Genomic DNA, 23,650 nt, shown 5'->3' on the forward strand with positions numbered 1-23,650 from the left:
GCTTAATGCCGATCGTTTAGCTACTTGAACGATCCTATAGAAGCTACATAATCGGTCGTAACGCAAGTTACGGCCGATTTTTTATGTCTGAGTTTTCAAAAGAGTTACAAGTTAYCGCAGAGTTTTGCCACGAACGTCCAATCGATGTCTTTAACAAACATATTCCTTTAGAGTGGGTTGAAGAAGCAGTTCAACAAACTGGACGAGTATCGCTCAGAAAGCGCCGCTTACCAGCGGAACAAGCCGTGTGGTTAGTATTAGGTATAGGGCTTCAGCGTAATCGTTCCATTCAAGATGTTTGCGATAAACTTGAGTTAGCGTTCCCTGATTTGAATGGTGAACTCACACCTATGGCTACCAGCAGTATTATCAAAGGAAAAGAACGTCTTGGAGATAAACCAATGCGTTACCTGTTTAAAACTACCGCTCAACAATGGGAGCAGCAATCAGAGTTTGATGAAGTTTGTGGTTTGAAGTTGCTGAGTGTCGATGGCACACATTTCAAGACTCATAATACTGAAGAAAATCAGCACTTTGGCTTTGCTCAAAAAGGCGCGTCGCTTCCGAGCGTTCTAGCCGTAACATTGATGTCCACACGCAGCCACCTTTTGTCTGACGCTGCTTTTGGCCCCGTAACCAATAGTGAAATTTCTTATGCTCAGCAACTTGTTGGTTCAGCACCCGATGATTCGCTGACGCTCTTTGATAGAGGATTTACTTCAGCGGAATTATTTACCAGTTGGCGTGGCGCGGGCAGTAATAGTCATTGGTTAACACCAATCAAAGCCAAAATGCGCTATGACATAGTCGAAAGCTATACTGAACATGACCATCTCATTGATATGCCCGTTTCACCACAAGCTCAAAAGCTAGCTCCTTATCTTGGCAGAACATGGCAAGCTCGCCTTATTCTTATCCCTGCACCTAAAGGCGAAATCAAAGGTTTTATTACTTCCTGCGTATGTCCTGAACGCTATCCATTTAATGATTTAGTTAAAGTGTACTGGGAGCGCTGGGAAATCGAACGTAGTTACGGTGAGTTAAAACAGTATCAATTACAAAACAAGCCAACGCTAAGAAGCAAGAAAAAGGTTGGGGTGTATCAGGAACTATGGGGAATACTAATCAGCTATAACATCGTGAGGTTAGAGATGGCTGAGATGGCCAAACAACACCAAGTTGAACCACTACGGATCAGCTTTATTAATGCGTTGTTCTTAATAATGGATGAGATGATTTGGGCGAGCGATACTCGGAGTCCTGGGGCGATTCCGAAAAATCTAAAAGCCCTGAGGGACAATGGTAAGCGACTTATACTTCCAAAGAAACGAAACCGGAAACCATACCCTAGAGTCGTATTAAAAAAGCCTGCCAGATATCCTAACAAACAAAAACATGCCACTCGTTCTTAAGCGAGTGGCATTACTCGCTAGAACTGCCTTTTTCATTTTAATTACCTTTATAAGTATTGAATAACGTGATGCATTGAAGCGACATCACATCTTCCTTGGGATGTGGATAAGGTATGATTTGAATATGACAGATAGATGTGGGTAATATTACATTCTGATTTAATTGGGTATTTTCAATATCAGAGTGTATATAAGTGTTTCACGAAGTAAAAAAGGGCGAGTAAACTCGCCCTTGTGGTATTGGTTAACCGGGTAGGTTAGAAGTCGTAACGTAGACCTAGACGTAGTGAGTTGTCTGCGTCTTCAACTAGCGAAGAGCTATCAGCTTTCAAATTGTTAACTTTGTAAGTTACGTAGGTGCGCAGTGCACTGTTAAAGTAGTAGACACCGGTTAGCTCGAAATAGTCACTTACATCGATTTTAGATGCACCAGACGGATCGATTTCACCTTTTTGATAGCCAACTAGGGCTTGGAAGTTATTTTCGAACAAGTAATGGGCAACAAACTCATAACTAGTGAAGTCATTATCTGCTGAGGTTAACTTCTTGGAGCCTTCACCTTGTGTGTACGTTGCGGCAACATATAGGCCTTCCCATTTATAGTTCAAGCCCCCAATAAACTGCTTAGAATCTTGCGTTCCATCATTTTCATTTGCGGCATAACCCAAACCAACACCAAGACCAAACGGAAGTGTATAAATACCCGAAAGAGCGTAGCCATCTTCGCTTGATTCGCTTGAAGCTAGCAAGCTTGCTTTCACAGACAAGGCATCCATGAAGTAACCGGAATAGTTGATAGCGTTGTTTATTTGCTCATCACCCGCTTCAATGTACGTTTTTTGAATACCACTGTGCGTTGCTACGTTATCCGACATTTGTGAGATTTGTACCGTCGCTGCATCTTGACGACCAAACGAAACCGCATTGTTATTCGACTCTAAACCTACATACATGTAACGTTGCTCGAAAGTCAATCCTTTCGTGCCTTTGTCGTTACCGCCTGAAGAGTTTACTTTTTGTTCAGCTTCGTAAAAGCCAAAACCAGACAAATCGTCAGTAATTTGGGTTTTGCCACCTACGTTCAAACGAACTCGTGACTTGTTGTCCATTGTTCCATCGAGCTTAGCGCCTGACTCTTGACCCTGGAAGTCACCACGGAATTCCGCACGACCACCAATGCTTAGAGATGTGCCATCTGAGCTATAAACCTCTGCTGCAAGTGCTGAACCAGAGACGAGTGCTGTTGTAATCGCCGTAGCGATGGCTGCCATTTTCATAATTCTATCCTTTAATTATTTTAACCACTGCAATGTTTCCACTGCGAGATCGCTCCGATACCACTCTAAGAGCGATCTATTTGAAGGATAGGACGCCTTTTGAATGTTTCCTCACCGATTGATGTAAAGTTCCATCTTATCTGTAATTTTGTGATCTATTGCTCATATATCACCCATTTCATTAGTGGTTTTGTAACTCATTTCTCCAAGTGCGTGCTCTCTAAGTACGGTTCCGGCAAGAGAGAGGCTGATTTGTCTGACTTAACCTGTTGTTTTACTTATTCAATACCCAATTGGATTTGTTTGAAATTTAAACAAATTTAACTGCTTAACATCACAAAACAGACCCCAAAAGATCTAAATTGGCTAAAAATCACTGAATTGAATACTGCTTTTATAACGCTTTATGATTTTTGTTGTTGCTGTATGTGGTTGTTTTAAAAGAACTTATTAAAATAGAAAACAGTGTTTTTAATGTTTTACGTCTTTTTATGAAGGCTTTGGGAACTTTGAGGTTAGAGTGGCTCTCGTCATGTTAATCCAGCGTTACATCGAGTCGGGTTGCATGCATGGGTGTTATGTCTGTGTGCGTAACCTCTTAATGAGCGTGATGTCATCCATCGAGATGATACAAAAACTTGAAATATGGAAATCCCAATGAACAAAAAATTTATCGCACTAGCAGTGGCAGCTGCTGCATTCGGTACTACTGCACAAGCAGTTGAACTATACAACAACGACGGTTCTACATTCACAATCGGCGGCCACGCAACTGTTGGCGTAGCTGGTGGTGACGAGTCTCACTTCGCAGTAGACGAAAAATCTCCACGTATCAACATGGAAGCAACTCAAGACCTAGGCAACGGCTTCACGGCTGACGTTAAAGGTGAGTGGGCGCTTAACATGCTTAACGGCGGTGACAACTCTTTCACTACTCGTCTAGGTTACATCGGTGTTTCTCACGCTGATTACGGTCGTCTAGCAGCTGGTACACAGTGGTCTCCATACTACTCTGCAGCTGGTATTGCTGATGCTCCTATCGCGTTTGCGAACGACTTCCTATACAACAACCATGGTGCATTCGGAACAGGTCGTGCTGATAAGCTAGTTGCTTACACTAAAGGTTTTGATTTTGCTGACGCTGGCGCACTTAACGTTGGTCTAGGTTGGCAAGGTTCTCAAGACATCAAAAACGGTGATGTTAAAACTGGTATGACTGATGACCGTGGTCAAGTAGCTCTTGGCTATGATATCGCTGGCTTCAACGTGAACTACGCATACACAGGTGGTGACATCCAGCATACGTCTATCACTGGTACAGAAAAAGCACAATCTCACGTAGTTTCTGCTAAGTACGGTACGTACGGTAAAGGTCTATTCGTTGCTGGTGTATACGCAATGAACGACTACATGAACTACGATGACGCAGCTAAGCCTGGTTACGCTGATCTACTTGAAGAGACTCGTGCATACGAAGCTATCGTAGCTTACGGTCTATCTAACAGCCTAAACTTAAGCGTTAACTATGAAGCAGTAAGCGATGAGAAGAAGAGCGACACAGTTTACGCTACTTCTGCTATCCAAGCTGAGTACGATATTCACCCACGCGTACGTGCTTTCGTAGCATACCAGTTTGACCTACAAGGTTCTGGCGACTACAAAACAGACAAAGACAACCAATACGCAGCTGGCGTACGTTTCTTCCTATAATAGAAACAGTTAGTCTTTTGATTGCAAAAACCCGCTCTAGTGAGCGGGTTTTTTTATGCCTTTTGTTCTAAGTGATAAATCGCTTGAATGTATGCTTTTACTTGCATTTGTGGAAAAAATGTCCAAAAGGTAAAAATATCTTACAAAAACTGAGTAATACTCATCTCATCTCAATTCTTTTGCTCGTATGTATCTGAAATGCAAGAATTAAGTTGTTTGGTTTGCTGGCTTTTTAACTCTTCATTTCATTTAACGTCACATCACGGAACTTCCCGTTTAAAGTAATCCCATATCGCAAATTCATGTTTTTCATGCACTTGTAATGAGCGTTCTGTTAATACAGCCGTTCAGAGTAGTGCGATTAACACCCAATTACTTAAGTTTTTGCTTCTCGCTCTTATGGATAGAAAGAAGCGCTTAAGTTTGAAACTGTCATATGGAAGTCATTATGAACAAAACACTACTAGCAGTAGCGGTTACAGCTGCAGCAATCGGTACTCAAGCTAACGCTCTAGAAGTTTACAACAACGAAGGCACTGTAATGAACATCGGCGGTCACGTGACTGTTGGTCTTACTGGTGCACACAAAGGTCAAGACGCTCGTGTTGAAGAGAAGTCTCCTCGTCTAAACGTTGAAGTAATCCAAGACCTAGGTAACGGCTTCAAGGCTGATTTCAAAGCTGAATGGCAAATGAACATGCTTGAAGGTGCTGAGAACACGTTCAAGACTCGTCTAGGTTACATCGGTCTTGGTCACGAGACTTACGGTCGTCTAGCTGCTGGTACACAGTGGTCTCCATACTACATGGCAGCTGGTGTTGTTGATACGCCAATCGGTTGGTCAAATGATTTCCTATACGACAACCACGGTTTCTTCGGTACAGCACGTGCTGAGAAAATGGTTGCTTACTCAAACACTATCGATTTTGACACAGCTGGCGCACTAACTATCGGTGCTGGTTGGCAGGGTGCTAACCAAACAACTGAAACTGTTTCTAAAGTAGATACAGATGGTAAAGTAACTACCTCTAAAGATGTAGTTCTTAACTCTCAAAACCGTGCTCAAATCGCAGCTGGTTACGCTATCAACGGTTTCAACGCAAACTACGCGTTTAACTCTGGTAACCTAACAGAGCGCGGCGTTGCACGCACAGCTGAATCTCACCTAGTTTCTGGTAAATACGGTAACTTCGGTGCTGGTCTATACGTAGCAGCGACTTACGCAGTGAACGAGTACATGAACTCTGCAAATGGCAAGCTTCTAAAAGACACGAAAGCGTTCGACTCTATTCTAGCTTATGGTCTAGATAACGGTCTAAACCTAATCCTTAAGCACGAAGAGATGCAAGACGACAGCCTAGGTCTACGTGTTAAGTCTGGTACTTCTGTACAAGCTGAATACACTATCTCACCACGCCTACGTGCATACACTGGTTACAACTACGATAATCAAGGTGAAGGTTCGGAATACAAGAAAGCGAAAGATCACCAGTTCATCATTGGTACTCGTTTCTACCTATAATCACTTAGTTTGATTAGACAAAAGGCGCTCACATTGAGCGCCTTTTTAGTGTCTAGCTTTTAGAGTTTGGCTAAAGCTTCATTAGGATGCGTTTCTATTCGCATCGACTCTATGAGTTCAAGTAAGTGGCGTTTATCCCATTCACTCGATTGGTGTCCCAAAGCACTTGCACTCATTAGTTCAAGCTCTTGTTTGATAGCAGATATAGAAGCCGTCGATAGACTTTCTTCTTTGCACCACTTTTCAAACTGCGTGTGAGCCGCTATCGCATCACTAGCGTGTACCGCTTGAATAAATTTGTTCTTCGATGTTTGCCTTTTGTCGCTAGATTTTTCTGATGGCAATGTTGAGTGACGTTTCTCTCTAATCCAAAGCCCCATAAAAGCCAACCAAAGCGCGGCAAATAGCGCAGTTAGCCACGGCCAAAACCCTGAGTCTTGCACAACAATCTCAGTAGGCGGGGGAGTAGATGATGTCGGCATTGCAGCTGTGTTGTCTTCATTAGCAGCAATTTCGACCTCTAAGCTATGGAGCGTGGTCGTGGCGGCTTGTTTTGACTTTGTATCCCACCATTGGATATCCACGGCTGGCAGAGTGGCGACTTGAGGAGACTTAGCGATTAACACTTGTTTTAGGGTCATCGTAACAGAGCCATCAGCATTCTCAGTGAAACTCGGCTTTTCCGGATAGACTCTAAACGCTTTTGGATTGCGGATGTTGAGTTCTGGCATTTGCTCGGCAGACACCCCTTGGGCAGTCACCGATAAAGTTCGCGTCAAAGCATCACCTGTCTCTACACTCACTGAGTCAGAATTGATAGATTCGCCGTTATCTAGCATCCATGTTTGTGAAGCCTTGAGTGAAGGAGTGGGTAACCAAATGCCATTGTAGTTTTCAGGCACTGGCAGTACCGAGACGTTCACCTCTGGGGCTTTGCTATCAAGGTTCAAGATCTTCGTGCTGCCACCACGTTGGCTGCTATACAAAACACCACCTCGTAGCGTTGGAGCGACGATAGTGTAGTCGCCACTTTGTGTTGCGGTAACACGGTAGCTCTGATCAACGATTAATACCTCAACACCATCCAACACTGCTTGATACTGTTTGGGCTCTCCCATAGCTGTAATATCGAGATCAGAGGCGATAGGGTCGCTAAGAGAAGGGTTTTGTAGCATTCTCGGGTCGACTTTTACGATGATACGCACATCCAGAGTCGTGCTCTCTTTGGGATACAGTTCCGCTTTGCCGATTTGTGTTCTCACTTCAATCAGCTCGTCTGCGGTCGGTGTTTGATCATCCATTGTTACAGTAAGAGTAATGGGTGCAGTGGTCACGCCATCAATATCGAAACTTGGGATGGTGAGTGTACCGAGGCGCTGCGGTGCGATAGCAATTGTCCAAACACTGCTATCACGGCGCGTTCCGTTAAGAATATTCACTGATGAACTAAAGCTGGGTCTTCCCATGAAAAAGTCATCACTCAGTGTATCGAAGTTAACTTTGCTGCCATCAAGCTTTTCATCGGCGACAATTTTAAGCTGGATGACCTCATCCTTACTGACATTGGTTTTCGTCACGCTGGCGGTGACATTGAGCGCCATAGCGGTAAAGCTGCTGGTGATAGACAGCAGTGCGATGGCGATATTTATACATAGACGTTTCAATTTCATTCTTACTACCAGTTGTTATCCGTTGCAGACGGAGCCGGTTTGTCTTTGGCTTGAAGTAACATTTGCGCTTTAAGAAGCAAACTAGGGTCACGCACGCTTTCTACTTGCTCTAGTTGACGTAAGTCCGCGTTGGCTTCTTGCTGTTGGCTACTTGAGGTTATAGCCTGGCTTTGTTCGGCTGATTCATTAGACGTTTTCGGTGCCTCGCTACTCATTGCTTGTTGCGTGGTGGGAGACTGTTTTGATTCATTTTGATCTTCACCGGCTTGTGGATTCGAACCTTGCTGCTCAGAGTCATCATGTGACTTCGTATTGGGCTCTTGAGCGCTCTCCCTCGATGCATTATTTTGCGATTGCTTTTTGTTTTGCTCTTCACTTGATTGGCTTTGCTGCGATTGGTTGTCTTGAGAGGCGCTTTCGTTAGAGTCTTTTTGCGACTGACCTTGCTTGTCCTCTGCATCTCCTTCAGGCTTTTTTTGCTGTTGCTGTTGCTGTTGCTGTTGCTGTTGCTGTCGCTTTAAGAGATCCAAATTGTATTTTGCATCTTCATGCTCTGGATCTCGATCTAATACGTTTTTATAAGCTTCATTAGCGGCTTCAATCTCGCCAGATTGAGCTAAAGCATTGCCTTTGTTATAAACGTCGTTAACATCATTTAGCTCCTCCAGTGCGGCGATGGCCGACGAATAATCTCCGGCTTCATAATAAGCGGCTGCTTTCCAGCTAGCATCATCAAACAGTTCAGCCGCTTGCTGGTAGTTGCCTTGAGAAAATGCCTCAACGCCACGTTGATCGCGATTTTTAAAGGCACTATCTAAAAGGGATGCCTGAGAAGATGGCGCGTAACTGGCAGAGAGTACCATCGCTACAGATATCGAGAATACAAAGCCCTTACGAAACAATGGTAAAACTAGCAGCACCACTAGCGGCATTAACCAATACCCGTGATTGATAGGAATATCGAGTGATTGATTGTGGCTGCCAGCGACTTGTTCATAGCGAGACGTGTTCACCAAACGCTCAATATCTACGTTATCACTTTGATAGCTGGTGAACTGTCCGCCGGCTGATTTAGCCAGCTTTTGCATTTCATCGTAGGGAGTTTTGGCTACCACAGTGTTGCCTTTGCTGTCGGTAAGCAGAGCGCCATTGGCAAGTGGGATAGGAGCGCCACTTTGACTGCCAAAGGCAAGAATCGATAAACTAAACCCAGTCCCTGAAAGCTGTTTTTGTATCTGCTCGGACTCATTAGTGCTTAGGCCATCGGCAAACAGTAAGATTTCGCCTTGGCTCATTCCCGCTTGCTCCATTAGGCCGACGGCTTGTTTGACAGCAAGGTCGGCTCGTGCCCCTTGGAACGGCATGATTTCTGGAGAAAGGTATTGAATGGCATTCGCGAGTGTCGCCGCATCGGAGGTTAATGGGCTAAGAGTATAAGCATCTCCAGCATAGGCGACGAGTCCAGTTTGTCCTTGGTCGAAAAGTGGCAAAATATCGAGCGCTTTGTAGCGGATCTGCGCAAGACGCGTGGGTTTAATGTCAGTAGCGTAGACCGATTGAGACATATCTAACACCAACACTCTAGCATTCGCTGATTGAGCTCCTGGCTTTTGTGCATTGCCAAAGCTTGGCCCTGCCAACGCAATGATAGTTAAGAGTAAAAGAGGGGATAGCCAATAGAGATGGCGACCTTTAGATTTACTTTGCCCAAGTGCTTTGGCTAGGTGACTAGCAATGATCTCTGATGAGCGTTGATTTGTCGCGAGCCAAAGCAAGATGCCGATAGCAGGTGCAATAAGCCAAAGCATTTGAGGGTAGAGAAATTGAAAACTAGACATCATTTCTCCTAATAATGGTAATGAGCACAAGGCAAATTAGCCCAAGAGAAGCAGGAAGAGGGAACCATTCAGTGCGTGGTCGCCAAGACTGAGTCGCTTTTTGAACCGGTTGCAGCGCATTGATGGTATCGTAAATCGTATTGAGCTCCTTAGCGTCTCGAGCACGGAAATATTGCCCGCCAGTGAGTTTAGCGATAGCGATAAGGGCTTTTTCATCCAGGTCTTCTGCGGTATTGACGGTGCGCGTCATAAAAAATTCTCGTACTTGCATTTCACCAGCACCAATACCTATGGTGTAAATGGTTGTGTCATTGCGTTTTGCGATTTCTGCCGCTTTTATTGGGTCGAGTACGCCGGCATTGTTGCTGCCGTCACTGAGTAGAATCATCACGCGTTGCGGAGCGTCGCCATCGATAAAGGTTTTAGTGGCAAGCCCGATTCCATCGCCAATAGCAGTTTGGGTTCCAATCAGCTTGAGAACCGTTTGGTTGAGCTGGGTTTGAATCGCTTTGCGATCGAAGGTCAGTGGCGTTTGTAAGTAAGCATGGTCAGCGAAATAGACCAGCCCTAAGCGATCCCCTTCACGGCGCTCAACAAAATCCGAAACCACACGTTTTACCGTCGAAAGGCGATCTTCATAGTCGCCATCATGCAGCATGTCTTCACGAGACATAGAGTACGATAAATCAATGACTAACATCATATCGCGATGCTTAGGGTAGACGGTAATAGGCTCATCAAACCAAACGGGTCTTGCGCTAGCGGTGACTAAAGCAACCCAACCCAAAACCGCCATTACCTTGCAGAGTTTATCGCGTTGGTTAATGCGTGCATGTATTCCATCCATATGTGGTAAGGTGACTTGTACCCGCGTGGCTGGAGCAGAACGCAACCGGTAAATGACTATGGGTAATGGAAGCGCTAGAAACATCCACCACCATTCAAAACTAAACCCGCTCATGACTGCTTCCAATTTCTAAACTTACGTTTTGGAGGAAGGGCATGTTGCACCCAATGGACACAATCGTTCACGAGGGCATGATCCGTTTCTTTGCTGTTTGTGTCATTGCTGCTGACCGCTTTTCGATACAGCACGTGTTGCCACTGTAGAGCCTTCGCTTTAAATCGAGGGTCATCGAGCTGCGAGTCAAGAAAGGCTAGCCACTGCTCACCACTTAGTTTGGCGATATCCTCACGAGGGAAATAACTGAGTGCGGCTTGCCTAACGATCTCTATTGCCGAAGAGGGCGAGGAGCCAGAATGGGTTTCAATAAGCTTAATGGCGGCCTTTTTAGCCCGCGTTTTGTGTTTGTAATGGCGCGTTAGCCAAATCAATAGTAAAGCAGTGATAATAATAGTCGCGAGTATTGCCCAGTACCCCCACGGAAGTGGCCACATCCCGGGGGCTTCAGGAAGGTGTAGTGGCTGTAGGGGCAGAGGGTGAGTTTGCGTTGATGCGTTCATAATAATGGTACTAATTAAAACGAATAAGTTGAGAAAGCAGCGGGTTTCCGCTTGAAATCAGCGATAGGGCGATACCGCTTTTTGATAACTCAGCTGCTAGCTGGTGGTGTTGGGCGCCAAACGCGTCTGCAATATGACTTTTAATGCCAGCACTTGAAAAGTCGAGTGTGAGCTCTTGATGTTTGCCGATGACTTTCTGAGTCCCCCGAGCGTGAGTTTGTCCAGTTTCAATAGGGTCAAAGATCTGCACGGCTCGCACTCGGTTGTGCTGGGCTAAGCGAGCCATAGCTTGGATCTGAGGTTCATCAAGCTCTGAAAAATCACCTAAAACAATCACCTCGCTACCTTTTTTACAAAGGTTGCTTAACGCGTTGAATGGGTCGATGAGCGATTCTTCTTGTAACAACGACCTGTGCTGTAATAAGTGATTGTGTTGCTCGCACAGTTGACTGAGTAAACGCATAATTGATGTACGCGAGCTGGATGGCTTAATCTCGATAAGCTCAGAACCAACTCTAATCACTGCACCCACACGATCTTTGCTGCTGAGTGCAACAAACGCCAACAGCGCCGCCAAATGGCATTGCTGCACGGATTTGAGCAGTAGTTTTGTCCCTGTAAGCATACTCGCAGTGAAATCCACAAATAGGACAACTGGGCGCTCGCGCTCTTCTGTAAACAACTTAGTGTGTACTTTTCCAGTGCGAGCTGTCACTCGCCAGTCGATTTGGCGAACGTCATCCCCTGCTTGATATTGTCTTACCTCAGAAAACGTCATGCCACGTCCTTTACGAGGACTTGCATGAGCACCATTGAGCTGTGACCAAATACTTTTTGCTGGTGGCTGCCAACGCAGGCTGTGCGTTTGATAAAAACACAGCTCTTCAATGGAGACGGTTGCTCCATTGGTCGCCTTTGGAAGTTTCCCGTCTTCGATAAACTGCCGAAGCGTATCTCTAGGCGCGTGTTTTCTTGGTACCCCACGAGACAATACTGATTTGAGTTGATTTAACATATCACTCTCCCAAATCCTCTAACGCTCTTAGCCATTACGCTGACGCCACGGTATTGAGAAGCTCTTCAATAACAATGTTTCCAGTGACACCTTCAGCCTGAGCTTGGTAACTAAGCAACAAACGATGGCGCAGCACTGGATAAATGACTTGATGAACATCTTCAGGACTGACGAAGTCACGACCGGCGAGCCAAGCGTGGGCACGAGCGGCTCGATCCAGGGCTATCGTCGCTCTCGGACTCACCCCCATTTCTACCCAGTTAGCCAACTTATGGCTGTAGGTATCAGGCTGCCTTGTTGCCATGACCAATCGAACGATATAACGCTCAATGGCATCCGCCATATGGATCGCTAACACCTCTTGGCGTGCCTTAAAGATGGTCTCTTGGCTGAGTTTGCCTTCAAACTGTTGGAGTTCACCCTGAGCTTCACCTCGGTTCAGTCTCAGAATAGCGAGTTCGCTCTCTTCGTTTGGATAGTCCACCTCCAAATGGAGTAAAAAACGATCAAGCTGCGCTTCTGGAAGCGGGTAGGTACCTTCTTGCTCAATAGGGTTTTGAGTCGCCATCACCAAAAACAGTTCAGGAAGCGCGTATGTAGTTTGCCCTACGCTGATTTGCTTCTCTGCCATGGCTTCCAGCATTGCCGCTTGCACTTTAGCAGGCGCTCGGTTTACCTCATCGGCAAGGATCAATGAATGGAATATTGGCCCGGGCTTAAATTGAAACTCACCGGTTTCTGGTCGATAGATGTCGGTGCCAGTGAGGTCAGAAGGCAAAAGATCCGGAGTAAACTGCACGCGATGAAAGCTGCCTTCAAGACAATCAGCCAGAGATTTTACGGCACGAGTCTTCGCAAGCCCTGGAGGACCCTCAACCAAAATATGGCCGTCGGCGAGTAGGGCGATGAGTAGTTGCGTGACAAGGTTGTCTTGACCAATAACTTGGGATTGCAAGTAACGTTGTAGTTGTTGGAAAGACTGTGCTGGCATGATGAAAATTCCTTATTGCAGATATAAGAACATAGGTAAGAACATAGAAAAGTTGAAGAGCGAAAAGTTCCAAACTCTAGGTCATTGTTTTGTAACTATATAACTTTGGGGAGTTTAATCAAAACTTCAATAGCAAAACGACGCAAAAGCAAACAGTAGCGTAGTGCGTTCCACGCAATGTTGGTACCTGCTCGCTAAAACAAGTACAATCGCCACAGTTTACAAGTATTGATGAGGTTAATCATTATGAGCGATTTTGAGAAAGAGTTAGAGCAAATGGCTTCGCAGGTAGAATCTGAACCTGAGGTGGCATTGCCATCGATTGAAGAGCAGCGCGAAATTGCGGCAGAGCTAAAGCGACTAGAAGCTGAAGGCAAGTTAACGCCAGAAGTACTTGAGCAGTATTTTGGCAAGTTTAATAAAGATAACCAGACACCTATTCATTAGGCTTAGGTCTTAGAATCAGATTATAAAACCCTCGCCACTTATCAGTCGTTGTCGAGGGTATATTGTTCTACATATATCTTCAAAAAATGACATAAGTAACCCATTAATTAAATCGAATAAATAAACTATCGTTTGATTTTTCCATTCGTTCTGTGCCTTTCGGCAAATTATTTGACTATTTGTCAATGTTATTCTTAGTGTTCTCAAAAGTGAGACGTGACTCTAACTTGCTGTTATAAATCTATTTAATTGAATGAAATCGATTTCATTGTGATTTTTATCACAAAAATATCGGCTTGACGATTAGGTGATACTTCATCCTATTATTAACTTTGTAATTAGACTCGTGCACAACTCATCACATGGAGTGAATAATGACAAAGGCTCACCTGAAGAGCCAACGTGCAGTATTGTTGGCGGAAAACAATTTACAGTCTAGCTTGCTAAAAGACTTGCTAGAGCAAAACCTGGATATGGATATTCGGCTTATTTCCCCAGATCGGCTTAGTAATTATCGAGGGCATCCTGGTGATGAAGATGTATCACTTATCATCATTGACCAGCCTACGTTAAATGATCATCACTTAAAAAAGTACAATGAGCTTCGAATGTACTTAGACGCAGAAGCGCAGGAGGTGATTATCAATGCGCAGCCCAGTATACAGCAGAACGAACTACTACGTTGGCAGCGCTTAGTTGGGCTGTTCTACAACGACGATGAAATGGATAAACTAATCAAAGGATTCAAATGCATTTTGTCTGGCGAAATGTGGATGAGTCGTAGGTTGGTTCATCAATACATCCAGCTTTACCGTAGAAGACTATGTACGTCTACCAACCCTTACTATACGAACCTGACCAAACGAGAACAACAAATCATAAAACTGCTCGGTGAGGGTGCGACAAACATTCAGATTGCAGAGGAATTGTTCCTAAGCGAGAACACCGTAAAAGCCCACCTACATAATACGTTTAAGAAGATCAACGTTAGCAACCGACTGCAAGCGCTGATCTGGGTGAAGGAGAATATTTCGCCTCACGAGTATATTTAGTAATCATGAGCGTGTTACGCATACTGTTGTGGATATATACTTACTTAACTAAAATTCTAGCAAGGTAACTTCTGTGTTTAGAAGTTACCTTACTGATCTAGAATACTGATTAGTTTTGGGCAACAGTAATAATATTTCCGCTACCTTGCATAGTATTGTTGCTGGTGTTCATACTGCCCGTTTGGGTGATGGTAGCTGTATTAGTAGAACCGTCAATGTTAAGTGTTGTTAATTGGCCAAGACCAGACTGCATAACCGATGCGCCGTTACGACTGCCTGCAATATCAACACTGGCTACGATATAACTACCGTCTTGATTTACAGTTGTTGAGTTACTGTTGCCATCAATGCTAACTCCAGCTAACGTATGATCTCCTTCTTGGATAACAACTGTCTGGTTACGGTTCCCTTCAATGTTGGTGCCACCGTCAATGTAAGTTTCACCAATACTGACTCCAGCTAACATATAATCTCCTTTTTGAGTTACAGTTGTCATGTTTTTGTCACCATCAACAAAGACACCAGCTAGCACAAAGTTTCCGTCTTGAGTCAAAGTTGTTGTGTTAGTGTTACCTTCAACAACGACCCCAGCCCCCAGAGTAGCGCCGATTTGAGACAAAGTTGTTGTGTTGTCGTTACCATCAATTGTGACCAACGTATTAATATCGGTACCATTCTGATTAGCTTCAGTGCTGTTAGTATTTCCTTTTACGCCTATGGCAAGACCTATGCGTTGACCTTCTTGAGCATAAACTTTATTGAAGTTGTTGTTACCATTGACGGTGATCGTTGCTGTAAGGTCTGAGCTGGCACCACCTAATTGAAAGATAGAAGATTTATTACCGGTACCACTTCGTTGATTAATGGTAGCCTCTAAATCAGTACCAATCTGTTTGATGTGATTATCGTTAGTAATAAACATAGTTTTGTTACCACGCTCATTAATAGAGGCGGTAGCATTGGTTGCAGCGTGCTGTTCGATGCTGGTGTTTCCGTCGCCATAGGCCTTAATTTTCGCGGTGGAACCTGAAGTATAACCCTTCTGGGTAATCGTTGTTTTACCTGTACCATCTTGAATGAGTCTTGCTCTGTTGTCAGTCGTGCCGGCTTCTTGTGTAATCTGGGTAATACCATAGTCGTTAACATTACCTCTATATCCAGTTACAGTTTGCTTGATATAAGCAGTAGAGTCGTCACCTTGTTGAGCTATGGTCGCTTGTGCTTTTCCTATCGTGTACTCATCTGTCATATCTTGAGTGATAGTTGCTTTGTTTCCTTCAACGTCATTAGCAGATGTACCTATTGTAATAGTCGCTTTACTATCGAACGTATCGGTTTGTGTTACTGTTGCCTTATTGCCATTACCATAGATATCGATATCACTAGTATCTGCTATGCTCGCTGCACTAAACGATAACAAGATTGACGTTGCTAGTATCGTATATTTCATTGTTTCTTCCTTAATTTAATGGTTTGCCGTTTTTATGGATGTTGTAAATTACTAACACCACATATTTATTGGTTCACTACGTTTACCGACATAGCGCTGGATATATCCATTACAATCGCTTGTGGTGAATTGCCTCCCTGCTCAATGCCTACATTTGCTCTTGGGCCTGCCAATATAACCGCTGTATGCCCATCGCCCTGTTGAGAAACACTTACGTTGCTATGACGCCCCCTTATTCCATTCTTTTGCGCAACGAAAATCAGGTTTTCATCCCCCTCTTGTAGAGCTAGTGCAGTATTATTGACACCCTTTTGGAGTAATAGAGCGGTGTTATCGTTGCCATTTTGTGATACATAAGCTTGGTTTTGTGTGCCTTGCTGGGCTACAAGTGCATAATTACCATCACCGGTTATGTAAACTTGAGCCCAGTTGGTACCCCAGCCATCACTTTGTTGATAAATATCTGCCTGGGAACCTCCCTCACTACTAATATCTATTTCTGAATAATTGAGCTCGCTTGTGGAGGCTAAATCTCGTTGATTTTCGATATCTTTAATTGTCCCAAACGGCGTAAGTTGAATACCTGAGCCAAATTTACCTTTGTTATCAATTTTGCTTGCCAGCGGTATGGCGTAACCCTTTAAGACACTTGCCTCTGCATATGGAACATTATTTATTAGCCATACAATGCTCATGAGAATAGCGGCTACGCTCTTGAACAGAGCGGCGTTAAACGTTGAGAAATGAGATAAGCCTAGTAATGTACATTTCATAATTACGACCTGCTTTTCTATCCCACGTTACGTTACGGCACGCGGAGTTTATTTTCATGTGTAATTAAATACTATGTTTAAAAAGTGGAACGCTTCATAAACTATCCCTAGTAATTAGGATGAATAGTCTTAGCTAGGTACGGCTAATTAGAATGTTTAGAGTGTGGTTATTTGGTTTAGGTAATGGGACTAGAAACATAAACTAAGGTTCATGAGTGATTTGTGGGTCTTCGTAAGATGACTACGACTCAACGATAATTAGTAGGCTCCGGAAATATTCTTAGTGACAGACTGCTCTAAACTAGGTTGTATAAGGTTATCTTGAACAACATGATTCCATTTAAGCTATTCTCATTAGTGAGAAAATTAACTAAGTCATTGAAGATAAAGCCGTATACAGTTGGTTCCTTGTTTCCCCGAAGTAACGTGCTCCAAATCCTCTGTTATACTTTCTGCTTAGAAGCTTTGAAAGATTTACATACAAGGAGTTAGACATGCCCCAAGATAAGGACATCACCCCTCATGCCATTCTTCTTGCAGGTAATAGCCTGCAATCTAACTTACTCAAAGACTCTATTGAGCAGAAGGTTGCGCTCAACATTCGTTTAGTGTCTCCTGAAACGCTGTATAGGCATCGTGATGAAACGCTGGGTAGTGACACCGACTACATCATCATTGACTATGCTACTATTGGTAGCGCCAATGCGTCAAAGTATCTTGAAATTATCGAAGGGGTAGAGAAGTACACCCAAGAGATCCTGCTCAATGCACCCACCAACCTTGCTCATGCAGAAATGCTGAAATGGCAAAACTTGGTGGGTGTGTTCTATGATTCAGATACTATCGAAACTTTAGTTTCTGGCTTTGAACGCATTTTAGCTGGTGAGCTTTGGATGAGTCGTAAGCTTGTTTATGAGTATGTTCACTTCTACCGTCGTCGTCAGTGTGCGAAGACCAGTCCTTACTACACTCGCCTAACAAAACGCGAGCAACAGATCATCAAATTGTTGGGTGATGGGGCATCCAATGTCGAGATCGCCGAGACGCTTTTTGTTAGCGAGAACACAGTTAAAGCGCATCTCCATAACGCGTTCAAGAAGATTAAAGTTAAGAACCGACTTCAGGCTCTATTGTGGGTAAAAAACAATGTCGCATCGAGCGAGTTTGTACAGTAATAAGCGCTACAATTGAGGATGCGAAAAAGCGCCATGGTCTATTTGAGAATGGCGCTTTTTTTGACGGCGACTCGCTTTGTCTTTGACTCTCTCACAGAAAAAAACAGGGCTAAGGGTAAGTTCCGTTTTCCACAAAGCCCTGTTTACTGCTTACTCGGTTGCTAGAGGATTTCCGTTTCAGCTTGAGAGTATCTTGCGATGATCGGGTTAGACATGGCTTGCGGGTCGTTAGCAGACCACATACCACGTTCCATACCTTTGACAATCAGATGAATCACTGCGGCATCGATGGCCGACATAACCGCAATGTTAACCGGTTCGTTGTTGCTGTAGCCCATTTCCACTTCTAGTAGTTCTTTGTAATCAATGAAGCGGAATGCGCCCAGCCCCATTTCATGTGAAGAGATGGTCTTTGATGTGGTAATACTGAGCAGTACCTGACCGCTACGAACATCAACCGCTCTTAAGTTAACAGTGACTTGATCGGTTCGATACTGCCCTGATGCGCCAATCCCGAGATATTTTGCGCCGAGTCCACCGGTGCGAATATTTGAATCGTAAGCCACAATCCCGCCTTCGATAACAACGTTGGCAGAGTTAAGCGAAGAGAGGTCTGCGCCGTGATTGGAGATGACTTTGTCTTTCTTTTGAGCGGCGCGAATGATTTTTCGTTCCGTTAAAAGGTTTTGCAGTCCCTCACGCTCTAATGGAATAAACCATTGAGAGTCCAATAGAGACGTCGTCAATAGTGACGTGCCGCCCTGAGGAACAGCGGTTGAAAAGTTACTGTTTGGTTGCGGTTTGTATTGACCAGTTTGATCCCTAAAGTCATACACAGAAACCAAAATTTTACCTGCCGGTCTAGGTAGTGACACGAGATCAGTATAGGTTGCGCCACGCGGCATTAGTTTAGGTGATGCGTCGGTATCTGGAATATCCAACGAATACGCGCATCCGCTTAGCAATATCGCTAAGCCAATAGCAATTAGACCTTTCATAATACGTTCCTTGTAAATTAGAGGTCGGGGTTAAGTCCTGAAACACTGATTTCCGTTGATTCACCGCTTACTTTGTCCACGATCTGCACCAGTAGCGTGCCGGAGTCGTCAACAACGTTTAGGAAAAAGTCATCGGTTTCTAGCTGCCCGGTATTGCCGTTGCCTATATCAGCAAGTAGTTGGCTAATGAGTCGTGACTCCAGACTAGAAGCCAACCTATCGAGCGCCGATTCTTCTTCAAAATCGAATGTAGATGCGTTTGGATCACTGTAGTCATTGATCGCATTTGCATGGTTGATCAGTATGGTACTGTTGAGTGGGTTGCCACCGAAACTTGGGTTAACAGGTGTATACACGAGCTCTGAACTGTGGACAAATGGTGTCGCTATCACAGCTAAAAGAGCGAGTTTGCTTGATAAATTTGCCATCCTTGCCGCCTTAAAATTCATCATGTTCTAGGTCAAAGGTATCCAAATAAAGGCGCTCAGCCTGCCAACGAATGATGTAGTTACTCACCACACGTAAAGCGTCTTGAGCTCTGTCTTTTGCTTGGCGTCGACCCGGGGACAGCGCAGTTCGGTAAATTACCTGTCTTGAGTGGAAGACTTCGATGATGCTACCTGAAAGCGCTGTTGGTATTTCATTAATAGTGAGATTTTCTTGAAGATCCGGATATTGGTCGTTCAACTGTTGAGAAAAGAAAAAATAAAAGTCTTCCCCCAGCCGTGTGATTGTTCTATCCACAATAACGCCACTCACTTCGTTAAAGTTATAAAATGGCGGTTTCAGTCTATCTCCCTGTTCCTCGAGTTTTTTCCCATTTTCGAGTTTGGTTCCGTTTTCGAGAGGAGCCCCGTTTTCCAACTTGCTGTTATCTGCGATGCTAGGAAGCGCAAGAAACATAAGCGTCAATGTAAGCATTTTTGAAGTCATAAAGGCTCCCATTCCAAAATCCTTTTAAAAAATGAGAAATAGATTCGTGAAAATCTAATCTAAAGCCTAACTTAAGCTCCGTCGTTTAAACATAAACTTACGACCTAGAAGTTAGGTGTTTTTTTTCATACTTCGGACGCTATAAATGCCCTTTAGATAAGACAACTTATCAATGAATTATTTCTGTAACTCGTTTTTAGTTTAGAGCTAAAGTCATGGTGCAATTTTAGAATAGTAACTGTCAGGCGATGAAAAATGGCTTTTTTAAATTTGCTTTAGAAAAGTCTTGGCCAAAATATCAAGTCATTTTTATACGCCAAATAATCACGGAAGAAGTGGTAAACAGGCATGGTTTTAAATAACAAAATGCTCAAATCTAAAGGGCTCACGACCGTATTGTGTTCAGTGGTCTTTGCCGCTGGCGGTTCTGTACAAGCAGCGACATTTTGGTATGCGCCAAACGGGGGTCTTAGCGCACCTCCAGGGACGTTTCTTGATGGCGTGAGTGAGAATGTGGTGACTGATTATGATGCGTTTGTGACTGGGGCGAGTTCTGACTTAGACAATTACTCAGAAGTTCACTCAGTTAATGTCGTTGATTCGGTTGCCATAATTGTGCAAGAAGGGGGCAGTGTTTCGAGGGCTGGTAACAAAGCCAAAGTGGTGCAGCGTGACGGAGCAAACAACACCGCACTTGTCACGCAGTCAGGACGTAACCACACCGCATACATAACCCAAACAGGAAGCTCGAACGCTGCATACGTCGGCCAGTTAGGGAGAAACGCGGAAGCGTTGATTGAGCAAAATGGCGATAACAATCTCGCGTTAATCGGGCAGGCTAATTACGGGTTAGCAGGTAGTCAATTGAGTATTTCTCAGCGAAGTGATAACAACATTGCCGTTGTTGCTGGTGCTGGGGCTGCAAATTTAGGTATTTCTCAAGATGGTGGTGACACCGCCATTATTAATGCTTCGGCGTTAATGAGAGTTTATATAAACCAAGGAAACTAAGAGGTATCAGAGCAGTCGGTTTATATACAAATACTCTTGGTTAGAGAGTATGTAATGACATGGAAACTTATAAGGAATAAGGGTTATATTATGAAAGTATTATTATTAGCTGTTAGTGTTGCTGTCGCTTCTTCCACGGTTATGGCTGCAGGCCCTGGGACAGGGAAAGAAGTCTCTTTCAACAATTACGCAGCTTACCAAAACATGGATGTACAAGGTGACAAGGACAACAAAAGTGTCGTACTTCAATCCAATGACGTAGGTACCACCGTTACTGTGATGCAGGGTGAACTGGGTGTATTCGATGGTAACCGCTCGGTCGTAGACATCCGTTTGAACAGTCCTGGTAATAATAATGATGTTATGATCGACCAATCTGGTGGTTACAGCTTCAACGACTCTAAAGTGAAGATCGGCGGTACTACTGGCGGGGCAGATATTGATGTCACTCAAGACGGTCATGCCAACGATTCGGTGGTGAATTTCCGTCATGATGAAGACAACTCGACGGTAACGGTTGCACAAACCGGTATTGATAACTGGTCTCGAGTCCGCTCGAGAGATGCGAGTAAATACAATACGGTTGCTGTAACACAAAACGGTGAAAACCAAGACTCTGAAATCCGTCTGTCTGGAAGCTCCTCAAATAACATGGTCACTGTTATGCAGGGTAAAAATACTTCCAAGAAAAATAACGTGTCTATCGTTGAGCTAAGCGCGTCTAGTTCGAACAACGACTTGCTGATTAACCAAAAAGGTAACAACAGCCTATCTGAGGCTTATCTAGTGGCTTCAAGCGGCGGCGATATTGATGTTATTCAATCTGCACAAGACAGTTCATACATTTCTCAAATGAACTCTCTAAACACGACGGTATATGTACATCAAAACTAAATCCATTTCGGTGGGTGTAAAAAAGGCGGTGTTATGCACCGTCTTTTTTTGTTTAACTGCTTTTGATGGATTTTCTGCACTGTTCAAGACCCAAGTCAGTTGCCAAGTAAAGCAGGAGCAAATACAGATTGCGATCGAAGCTGACACTAGTCACCTCTCAATCCATGTCAAAACAGAACCGGGCAACGACTATCATTGGCGAGGTTCTGGTGGTGTCGCGATGTTTATTCTGTCGAAAAGTAGTTTCCCTATCGATCTTCAAGATAAGGAAGGCAAAGCGCGATTCATTATTGACGAGCATTGTCGTATAAAAGATAAGAAAAATCCTCCCTCTCCGTTAAGAGAGGAAGGATTTTCAGCAAGCAAAGGTGCTTAAAACTATTAGAGAGGCTTATACGCCTGCTTCTTTATATAGGCGACGGCAAGCTCTGCCATCGCTGTGGAATAGGTGACAACGGTGAGCTGGAATACCAATCTCAAACTTATCGCCAACTTCAACAGCAAGTGTGTCCGGCTGACGGTAGATAACGTCCGCGTCTGCGCTCTCTAGGTTAAGATAAACTTGAGTTTCGTTACCTAGCTTCTCAACGATCATCACTTCACCGCCCACTTTCGCATCGCCTTCTTGCGCCGATACCAAATGCTCTGGACGTACGCCCATAGACATACGATCGCCTTTGTTCACGGTTGTTCCATCAACTGGGATCCAGAATGAATCACCATCAGAAAGCTGAACTTTCACGCGCTCTGCTTCTACTTCTTCAATGAACACGCTCATGAAGTTCATCTTAGGCGAACCAATAAAGCCTGCAACGAAGCGGTTGTCTGGGTAGTGGTATAGCTCAAGAGGCTTACCAACCTGTGCAACATAGCCTGCGTCTAGTACAACAATCTTGTCAGCCATGGTCATCGCTTCAACCTGATCGTGCGTTACGTAGATCATGGTGCAGCCTAGTTGGCGTTGAAGCTTAGTGATTTGCGAACGCATGTTTACACGAAGTGCTGCATCTAGGTTAGATAGCGGTTCGTCTAGTAGGAATACGTTTGGTTGAGAAACCAAAGTACGGCCGATAGCCACACGCTGACGCTGACCACCTGAAAGTGCTTTAGGTTGGCGCTCAAGTAGGTGACCGAGCTGTAGAATTTCTGCTGCGTGCTCAACGCGGCGGTCGATTTCTTTTTTGTCTGCTTTAGCAAGCTTAAGACCAAATGACATGTTGTCATAAAGGTTAAGGTGAGGATAAAGTGCGTAAGACTGGAATACCATGCCCACGCCGCGCTTCGATGGTTCAACATCGTTCATGCGCTCTTCACCAATATATAAATCACCGGACGTGATGTCTTCTAAACCTGCGATACAACGTAGTAGAGTTGATTTACCACAACCTGATGGACCAACAAAGACAACAAACTCGCCTTCGTTGATTTCTAGGTCGACATTCTTGGAGATCAGTACGTCGCCGTACGCTTTACTAACATTTTTTAACGTGACACTCGCCATGTAGCTCGTCCTCGATTCATTTTTTCTTTCCGTCGGTCATTATAGAGATAATTCGACAGGTAATAATAGTAGGAAATTGGTCAGTGTGTGACTCCAACAACGTGGTTTGGAGTTCTGGGAAACTGTTGCGTGATGATTCTAGGTTTTGATGTTCCTTAGTTTGTGCAAATAGTCCCAGATGGAAAGAAAAAAGGGTGGCGCTGTACGATTTGGCGCCACCCTCAAAGCCAAGACTTCGCTAGTATCCCCCGACACAAACTGAAAACCTCCCCCGTAAAATACATTTACCACTAGTGCTTCAGATTGTGACTACTTGGCGAGTCCGGCGATGAAAACCCAGTATACGTTCCCTGTAGAAGTTCATTCCTTAAAGAAACTGTCAGAGCATTCGCTCTTACTGGTAAAGGGTTCTTACCATCCACTCTTGGATGACTGCAGTTTCCTTGATTGAGGTCGCAGGTACATCCTCCTGACAAAAATAATTATGGGGGTAGTAGGGAAGGAGGAGGAGGGTGGG

Annotated in this window: 22 protein-coding genes; 9 read left to right on the forward strand and 13 right to left on the reverse strand. The window is 44.3% G+C overall.

Features of this window, described 5'->3' with window-relative positions; genetic code table 11:
• Window positions 1-83 precede the first annotated feature (83 nt).
• Complete coding sequence (locus L4C42_RS00435; protein WP_429758888.1) at window positions 84-1,412, forward strand: IS4 family transposase; 1,329 nt, start codon at window positions 84-86, stop codon at window positions 1,410-1,412.
• Window positions 1,413-1,669: 257 nt separating this feature from the next.
• Here the strand turns inward: L4C42_RS00435 and L4C42_RS00440 are convergent, their stop codons facing one another.
• On the reverse strand, window positions 1,670-2,689 hold the full coding sequence (locus L4C42_RS00440) for a porin (RefSeq protein WP_353498969.1): 1,020 nt from the start codon (window positions 2,687-2,689) through the stop codon (window positions 1,670-1,672).
• A 657-nt stretch (window positions 2,690-3,346) separates the two neighbouring features.
• On the opposite strand from L4C42_RS00440, the gene L4C42_RS00445 reads away from it, so the two are divergent.
• A complete protein-coding gene (locus L4C42_RS00445; RefSeq protein WP_353498970.1) occupies window positions 3,347-4,399 on the forward strand; it encodes a porin in 1,053 nt (350 codons plus the stop codon).
• Between the two features lie 448 nt (window positions 4,400-4,847).
• Window positions 4,848-5,921 carry a porin gene (locus tag L4C42_RS00450; RefSeq protein ID WP_353498971.1) on the forward strand — a complete coding sequence of 358 codons (1,074 nt, stop codon included), beginning with the start codon at window positions 4,848-4,850 and terminating at the stop codon, window positions 5,919-5,921.
• A 59-nt stretch (window positions 5,922-5,980) separates the two neighbouring features.
• Here the strand turns inward: L4C42_RS00450 and L4C42_RS00455 are convergent, their stop codons facing one another.
• The 6 genes from L4C42_RS00455 to L4C42_RS00480 are packed head-to-tail and all read right to left on the reverse strand — an operon-like array spanning window position 5,981 to window position 12,899.
• A complete protein-coding gene (locus L4C42_RS00455) occupies window positions 5,981-7,591 on the reverse strand; it encodes a BatD family protein (RefSeq protein WP_429758891.1) in 1,611 nt (536 codons plus the stop codon).
• Between the two features lie 5 nt (window positions 7,592-7,596).
• Window positions 7,597-9,429, reverse strand: a complete 1,833-nt coding sequence (locus L4C42_RS00460) for a VWA domain-containing protein (protein ID WP_429758893.1) — start codon at window positions 9,427-9,429, stop codon at window positions 7,597-7,599.
• Entirely contained in the window at window positions 9,422-10,390 is a 969-nt protein-coding gene (locus L4C42_RS00465; protein ID WP_353498975.1) for a vWA domain-containing protein, read from the reverse strand. The genes L4C42_RS00460 and L4C42_RS00465 overlap by 8 nt, the downstream gene beginning before the upstream one ends.
• Window positions 10,387-10,893 (reverse strand): DUF4381 domain-containing protein, encoded by a 507-nt coding sequence (locus L4C42_RS00470; protein WP_429758896.1) that lies wholly within the window; start codon window positions 10,891-10,893, stop codon window positions 10,387-10,389. The genes L4C42_RS00465 and L4C42_RS00470 overlap by 4 nt, the downstream gene beginning before the upstream one ends.
• 10 nt (window positions 10,894-10,903) lie before the next feature.
• Window positions 10,904-11,908, reverse strand: a complete 1,005-nt coding sequence (locus L4C42_RS00475) for a DUF58 domain-containing protein (protein WP_418642473.1) — start codon at window positions 11,906-11,908, stop codon at window positions 10,904-10,906.
• A gap of 34 nt (window positions 11,909-11,942) precedes the next feature.
• Window positions 11,943-12,899, reverse strand: coding sequence for an AAA family ATPase (locus tag L4C42_RS00480; protein WP_353498978.1), 957 nt, complete (start codon window positions 12,897-12,899; stop codon window positions 11,943-11,945).
• A gap of 246 nt (window positions 12,900-13,145) precedes the next feature.
• Between L4C42_RS00480 and L4C42_RS00485 the strand changes: the two genes are divergently transcribed.
• Entirely contained in the window at window positions 13,146-13,346 is a 201-nt protein-coding gene (locus tag L4C42_RS00485; RefSeq protein WP_112463026.1) for a restriction endonuclease subunit S, read from the forward strand.
• A 374-nt stretch (window positions 13,347-13,720) separates the two neighbouring features.
• Complete coding sequence (locus L4C42_RS00490; protein ID WP_353498979.1) at window positions 13,721-14,398, forward strand: LuxR C-terminal-related transcriptional regulator; 678 nt, start codon at window positions 13,721-13,723, stop codon at window positions 14,396-14,398.
• 109 nt (window positions 14,399-14,507) lie between these two features.
• Here the strand turns inward: L4C42_RS00490 and L4C42_RS00495 are convergent, their stop codons facing one another.
• Window positions 14,508-15,848 (reverse strand): hypothetical protein, encoded by a 1,341-nt coding sequence (locus L4C42_RS00495; RefSeq protein ID WP_429758901.1) that lies wholly within the window; start codon window positions 15,846-15,848, stop codon window positions 14,508-14,510.
• A gap of 65 nt (window positions 15,849-15,913) precedes the next feature.
• The gene (locus tag L4C42_RS00500) at window positions 15,914-16,621 is read right to left on the reverse strand and encodes a hypothetical protein (protein WP_353498981.1); all 708 of its coding nucleotides are present in this window, start codon (window positions 16,619-16,621) and stop codon (window positions 15,914-15,916) included.
• 494 nt (window positions 16,622-17,115) lie between these two features.
• On the opposite strand from L4C42_RS00500, the gene L4C42_RS00505 reads away from it, so the two are divergent.
• Window positions 17,116-17,796, forward strand: a complete 681-nt coding sequence (locus L4C42_RS00505; protein WP_353498982.1) for a LuxR C-terminal-related transcriptional regulator — start codon at window positions 17,116-17,118, stop codon at window positions 17,794-17,796.
• Between the two features lie 161 nt (window positions 17,797-17,957).
• Here L4C42_RS00505 and L4C42_RS00510 read toward each other — a convergent pair whose 3' ends face one another.
• From L4C42_RS00510 to L4C42_RS00520, 3 genes are read right to left on the reverse strand one after another with little or no spacing between them, the layout of a single operon-like run.
• Complete coding sequence (locus L4C42_RS00510; RefSeq protein WP_353498983.1) at window positions 17,958-18,794, reverse strand: CsgG/HfaB family protein; 837 nt, start codon at window positions 18,792-18,794, stop codon at window positions 17,958-17,960.
• Between the two features lie 17 nt (window positions 18,795-18,811).
• Window positions 18,812-19,222 carry a curli assembly protein CsgF gene (locus tag L4C42_RS00515; protein WP_353498984.1) on the reverse strand — a complete coding sequence of 137 codons (411 nt, stop codon included), beginning with the start codon at window positions 19,220-19,222 and terminating at the stop codon, window positions 18,812-18,814.
• 10 nt (window positions 19,223-19,232) lie between these two features.
• Entirely contained in the window at window positions 19,233-19,739 is a 507-nt protein-coding gene (locus tag L4C42_RS00520) for a curli production assembly/transport protein CsgE (RefSeq protein WP_429758905.1), read from the reverse strand.
• 336 nt (window positions 19,740-20,075) lie between these two features.
• Between L4C42_RS00520 and L4C42_RS00525 the strand changes: the two genes are divergently transcribed.
• The 3 genes from L4C42_RS00525 (at window position 20,076) to L4C42_RS00535 (ending at window position 22,008) form a co-directional block, all read left to right on the forward strand.
• Window positions 20,076-20,738, forward strand: a complete 663-nt coding sequence (locus L4C42_RS00525; RefSeq protein WP_353498986.1) for a curlin subunit CsgB — start codon at window positions 20,076-20,078, stop codon at window positions 20,736-20,738.
• Between the two features lie 90 nt (window positions 20,739-20,828).
• Complete coding sequence (locus L4C42_RS00530; protein ID WP_429758907.1) at window positions 20,829-21,632, forward strand: hypothetical protein; 804 nt, start codon at window positions 20,829-20,831, stop codon at window positions 21,630-21,632.
• The gene (locus tag L4C42_RS00535) at window positions 21,616-22,008 is read left to right on the forward strand and encodes a hypothetical protein (protein ID WP_353498988.1); all 393 of its coding nucleotides are present in this window, start codon (window positions 21,616-21,618) and stop codon (window positions 22,006-22,008) included. Before L4C42_RS00530 ends, L4C42_RS00535 begins: the two co-directional genes overlap by 17 nt.
• Window positions 22,009-22,023: 15 nt before the next feature.
• On the opposite strand, the gene malK is transcribed toward L4C42_RS00535, so the two are convergent.
• Complete coding sequence (gene malK, locus L4C42_RS00540; protein ID WP_353498989.1) at window positions 22,024-23,133, reverse strand: maltose/maltodextrin ABC transporter ATP-binding protein MalK; 1,110 nt, start codon at window positions 23,131-23,133, stop codon at window positions 22,024-22,026.
• Window positions 23,134-23,650: the final 517 nt, after the last annotated feature.

The sequence above is a fragment of the Vibrio wakamikoensis genome (assembly GCF_050337275.1).
GTDB classification, from domain to species: Bacteria; Pseudomonadota; Gammaproteobacteria; order Enterobacterales; family Vibrionaceae; genus Vibrio; species Vibrio chaetopteri.

Coding starts and splice junctions, on each gene's coding strand:
- L4C42_RS00450 (WP_353498971.1), top strand. CDS start 4,848: ATGAACAAAACACTACTAGCAGTAGCGGTTACAGCTGCAGCAATCGGT.
- L4C42_RS00530 (WP_429758907.1), top strand. CDS start 20,829: ATGAAAGTATTATTATTAGCTGTTAGTGTTGCTGTCGCTTCTTCCACG.
- L4C42_RS00455 (WP_429758891.1), bottom strand. CDS start 7,591: ATGAAATTGAAACGTCTATGTATAAATATCGCCATCGCACTGCTGTCT.
- malK (WP_353498989.1), bottom strand. CDS start 23,133: ATGGCGAGTGTCACGTTAAAAAATGTTAGTAAAGCGTACGGCGACGTA.
- L4C42_RS00515 (WP_353498984.1), bottom strand. CDS start 19,222: ATGGCAAATTTATCAAGCAAACTCGCTCTTTTAGCTGTGATAGCGACA.
- L4C42_RS00510 (WP_353498983.1), bottom strand. CDS start 18,794: ATGAAAGGTCTAATTGCTATTGGCTTAGCGATATTGCTAAGCGGATGC.
- L4C42_RS00535 (WP_353498988.1), top strand. CDS start 21,616: ATGTACATCAAAACTAAATCCATTTCGGTGGGTGTAAAAAAGGCGGTG.
- L4C42_RS00500 (WP_353498981.1), bottom strand. CDS start 16,621: ATGAAATGTACATTACTAGGCTTATCTCATTTCTCAACGTTTAACGCC.
- L4C42_RS00460 (WP_429758893.1), bottom strand. CDS start 9,429: ATGTCTAGTTTTCAATTTCTCTACCCTCAAATGCTTTGGCTTATTGCA.
- L4C42_RS00475 (WP_418642473.1), bottom strand. CDS start 11,908: ATGTTAAATCAACTCAAATCAGTATTGTCTCGTGGGGTACCAAGAAAA.
- L4C42_RS00485 (WP_112463026.1), top strand. CDS start 13,146: ATGAGCGATTTTGAGAAAGAGTTAGAGCAAATGGCTTCGCAGGTAGAA.
- L4C42_RS00465 (WP_353498975.1), bottom strand. CDS start 10,390: ATGAGCGGGTTTAGTTTTGAATGGTGGTGGATGTTTCTAGCGCTTCCA.
- L4C42_RS00495 (WP_429758901.1), bottom strand. CDS start 15,848: ATGAAATATACGATACTAGCAACGTCAATCTTGTTATCGTTTAGTGCA.
- L4C42_RS00520 (WP_429758905.1), bottom strand. CDS start 19,739: ATGGGAGCCTTTATGACTTCAAAAATGCTTACATTGACGCTTATGTTT.
- L4C42_RS00525 (WP_353498986.1), top strand. CDS start 20,076: ATGGTTTTAAATAACAAAATGCTCAAATCTAAAGGGCTCACGACCGTA.
- L4C42_RS00440 (WP_353498969.1), bottom strand. CDS start 2,689: ATGAAAATGGCAGCCATCGCTACGGCGATTACAACAGCACTCGTCTCT.
- L4C42_RS00480 (WP_353498978.1), bottom strand. CDS start 12,899: ATGCCAGCACAGTCTTTCCAACAACTACAACGTTACTTGCAATCCCAA.
- L4C42_RS00445 (WP_353498970.1), top strand. CDS start 3,347: ATGAACAAAAAATTTATCGCACTAGCAGTGGCAGCTGCTGCATTCGGT.
- L4C42_RS00470 (WP_429758896.1), bottom strand. CDS start 10,893: ATGAACGCATCAACGCAAACTCACCCTCTGCCCCTACAGCCACTACAC.
- L4C42_RS00490 (WP_353498979.1), top strand. CDS start 13,721: ATGACAAAGGCTCACCTGAAGAGCCAACGTGCAGTATTGTTGGCGGAA.
- L4C42_RS00505 (WP_353498982.1), top strand. CDS start 17,116: ATGCCCCAAGATAAGGACATCACCCCTCATGCCATTCTTCTTGCAGGT.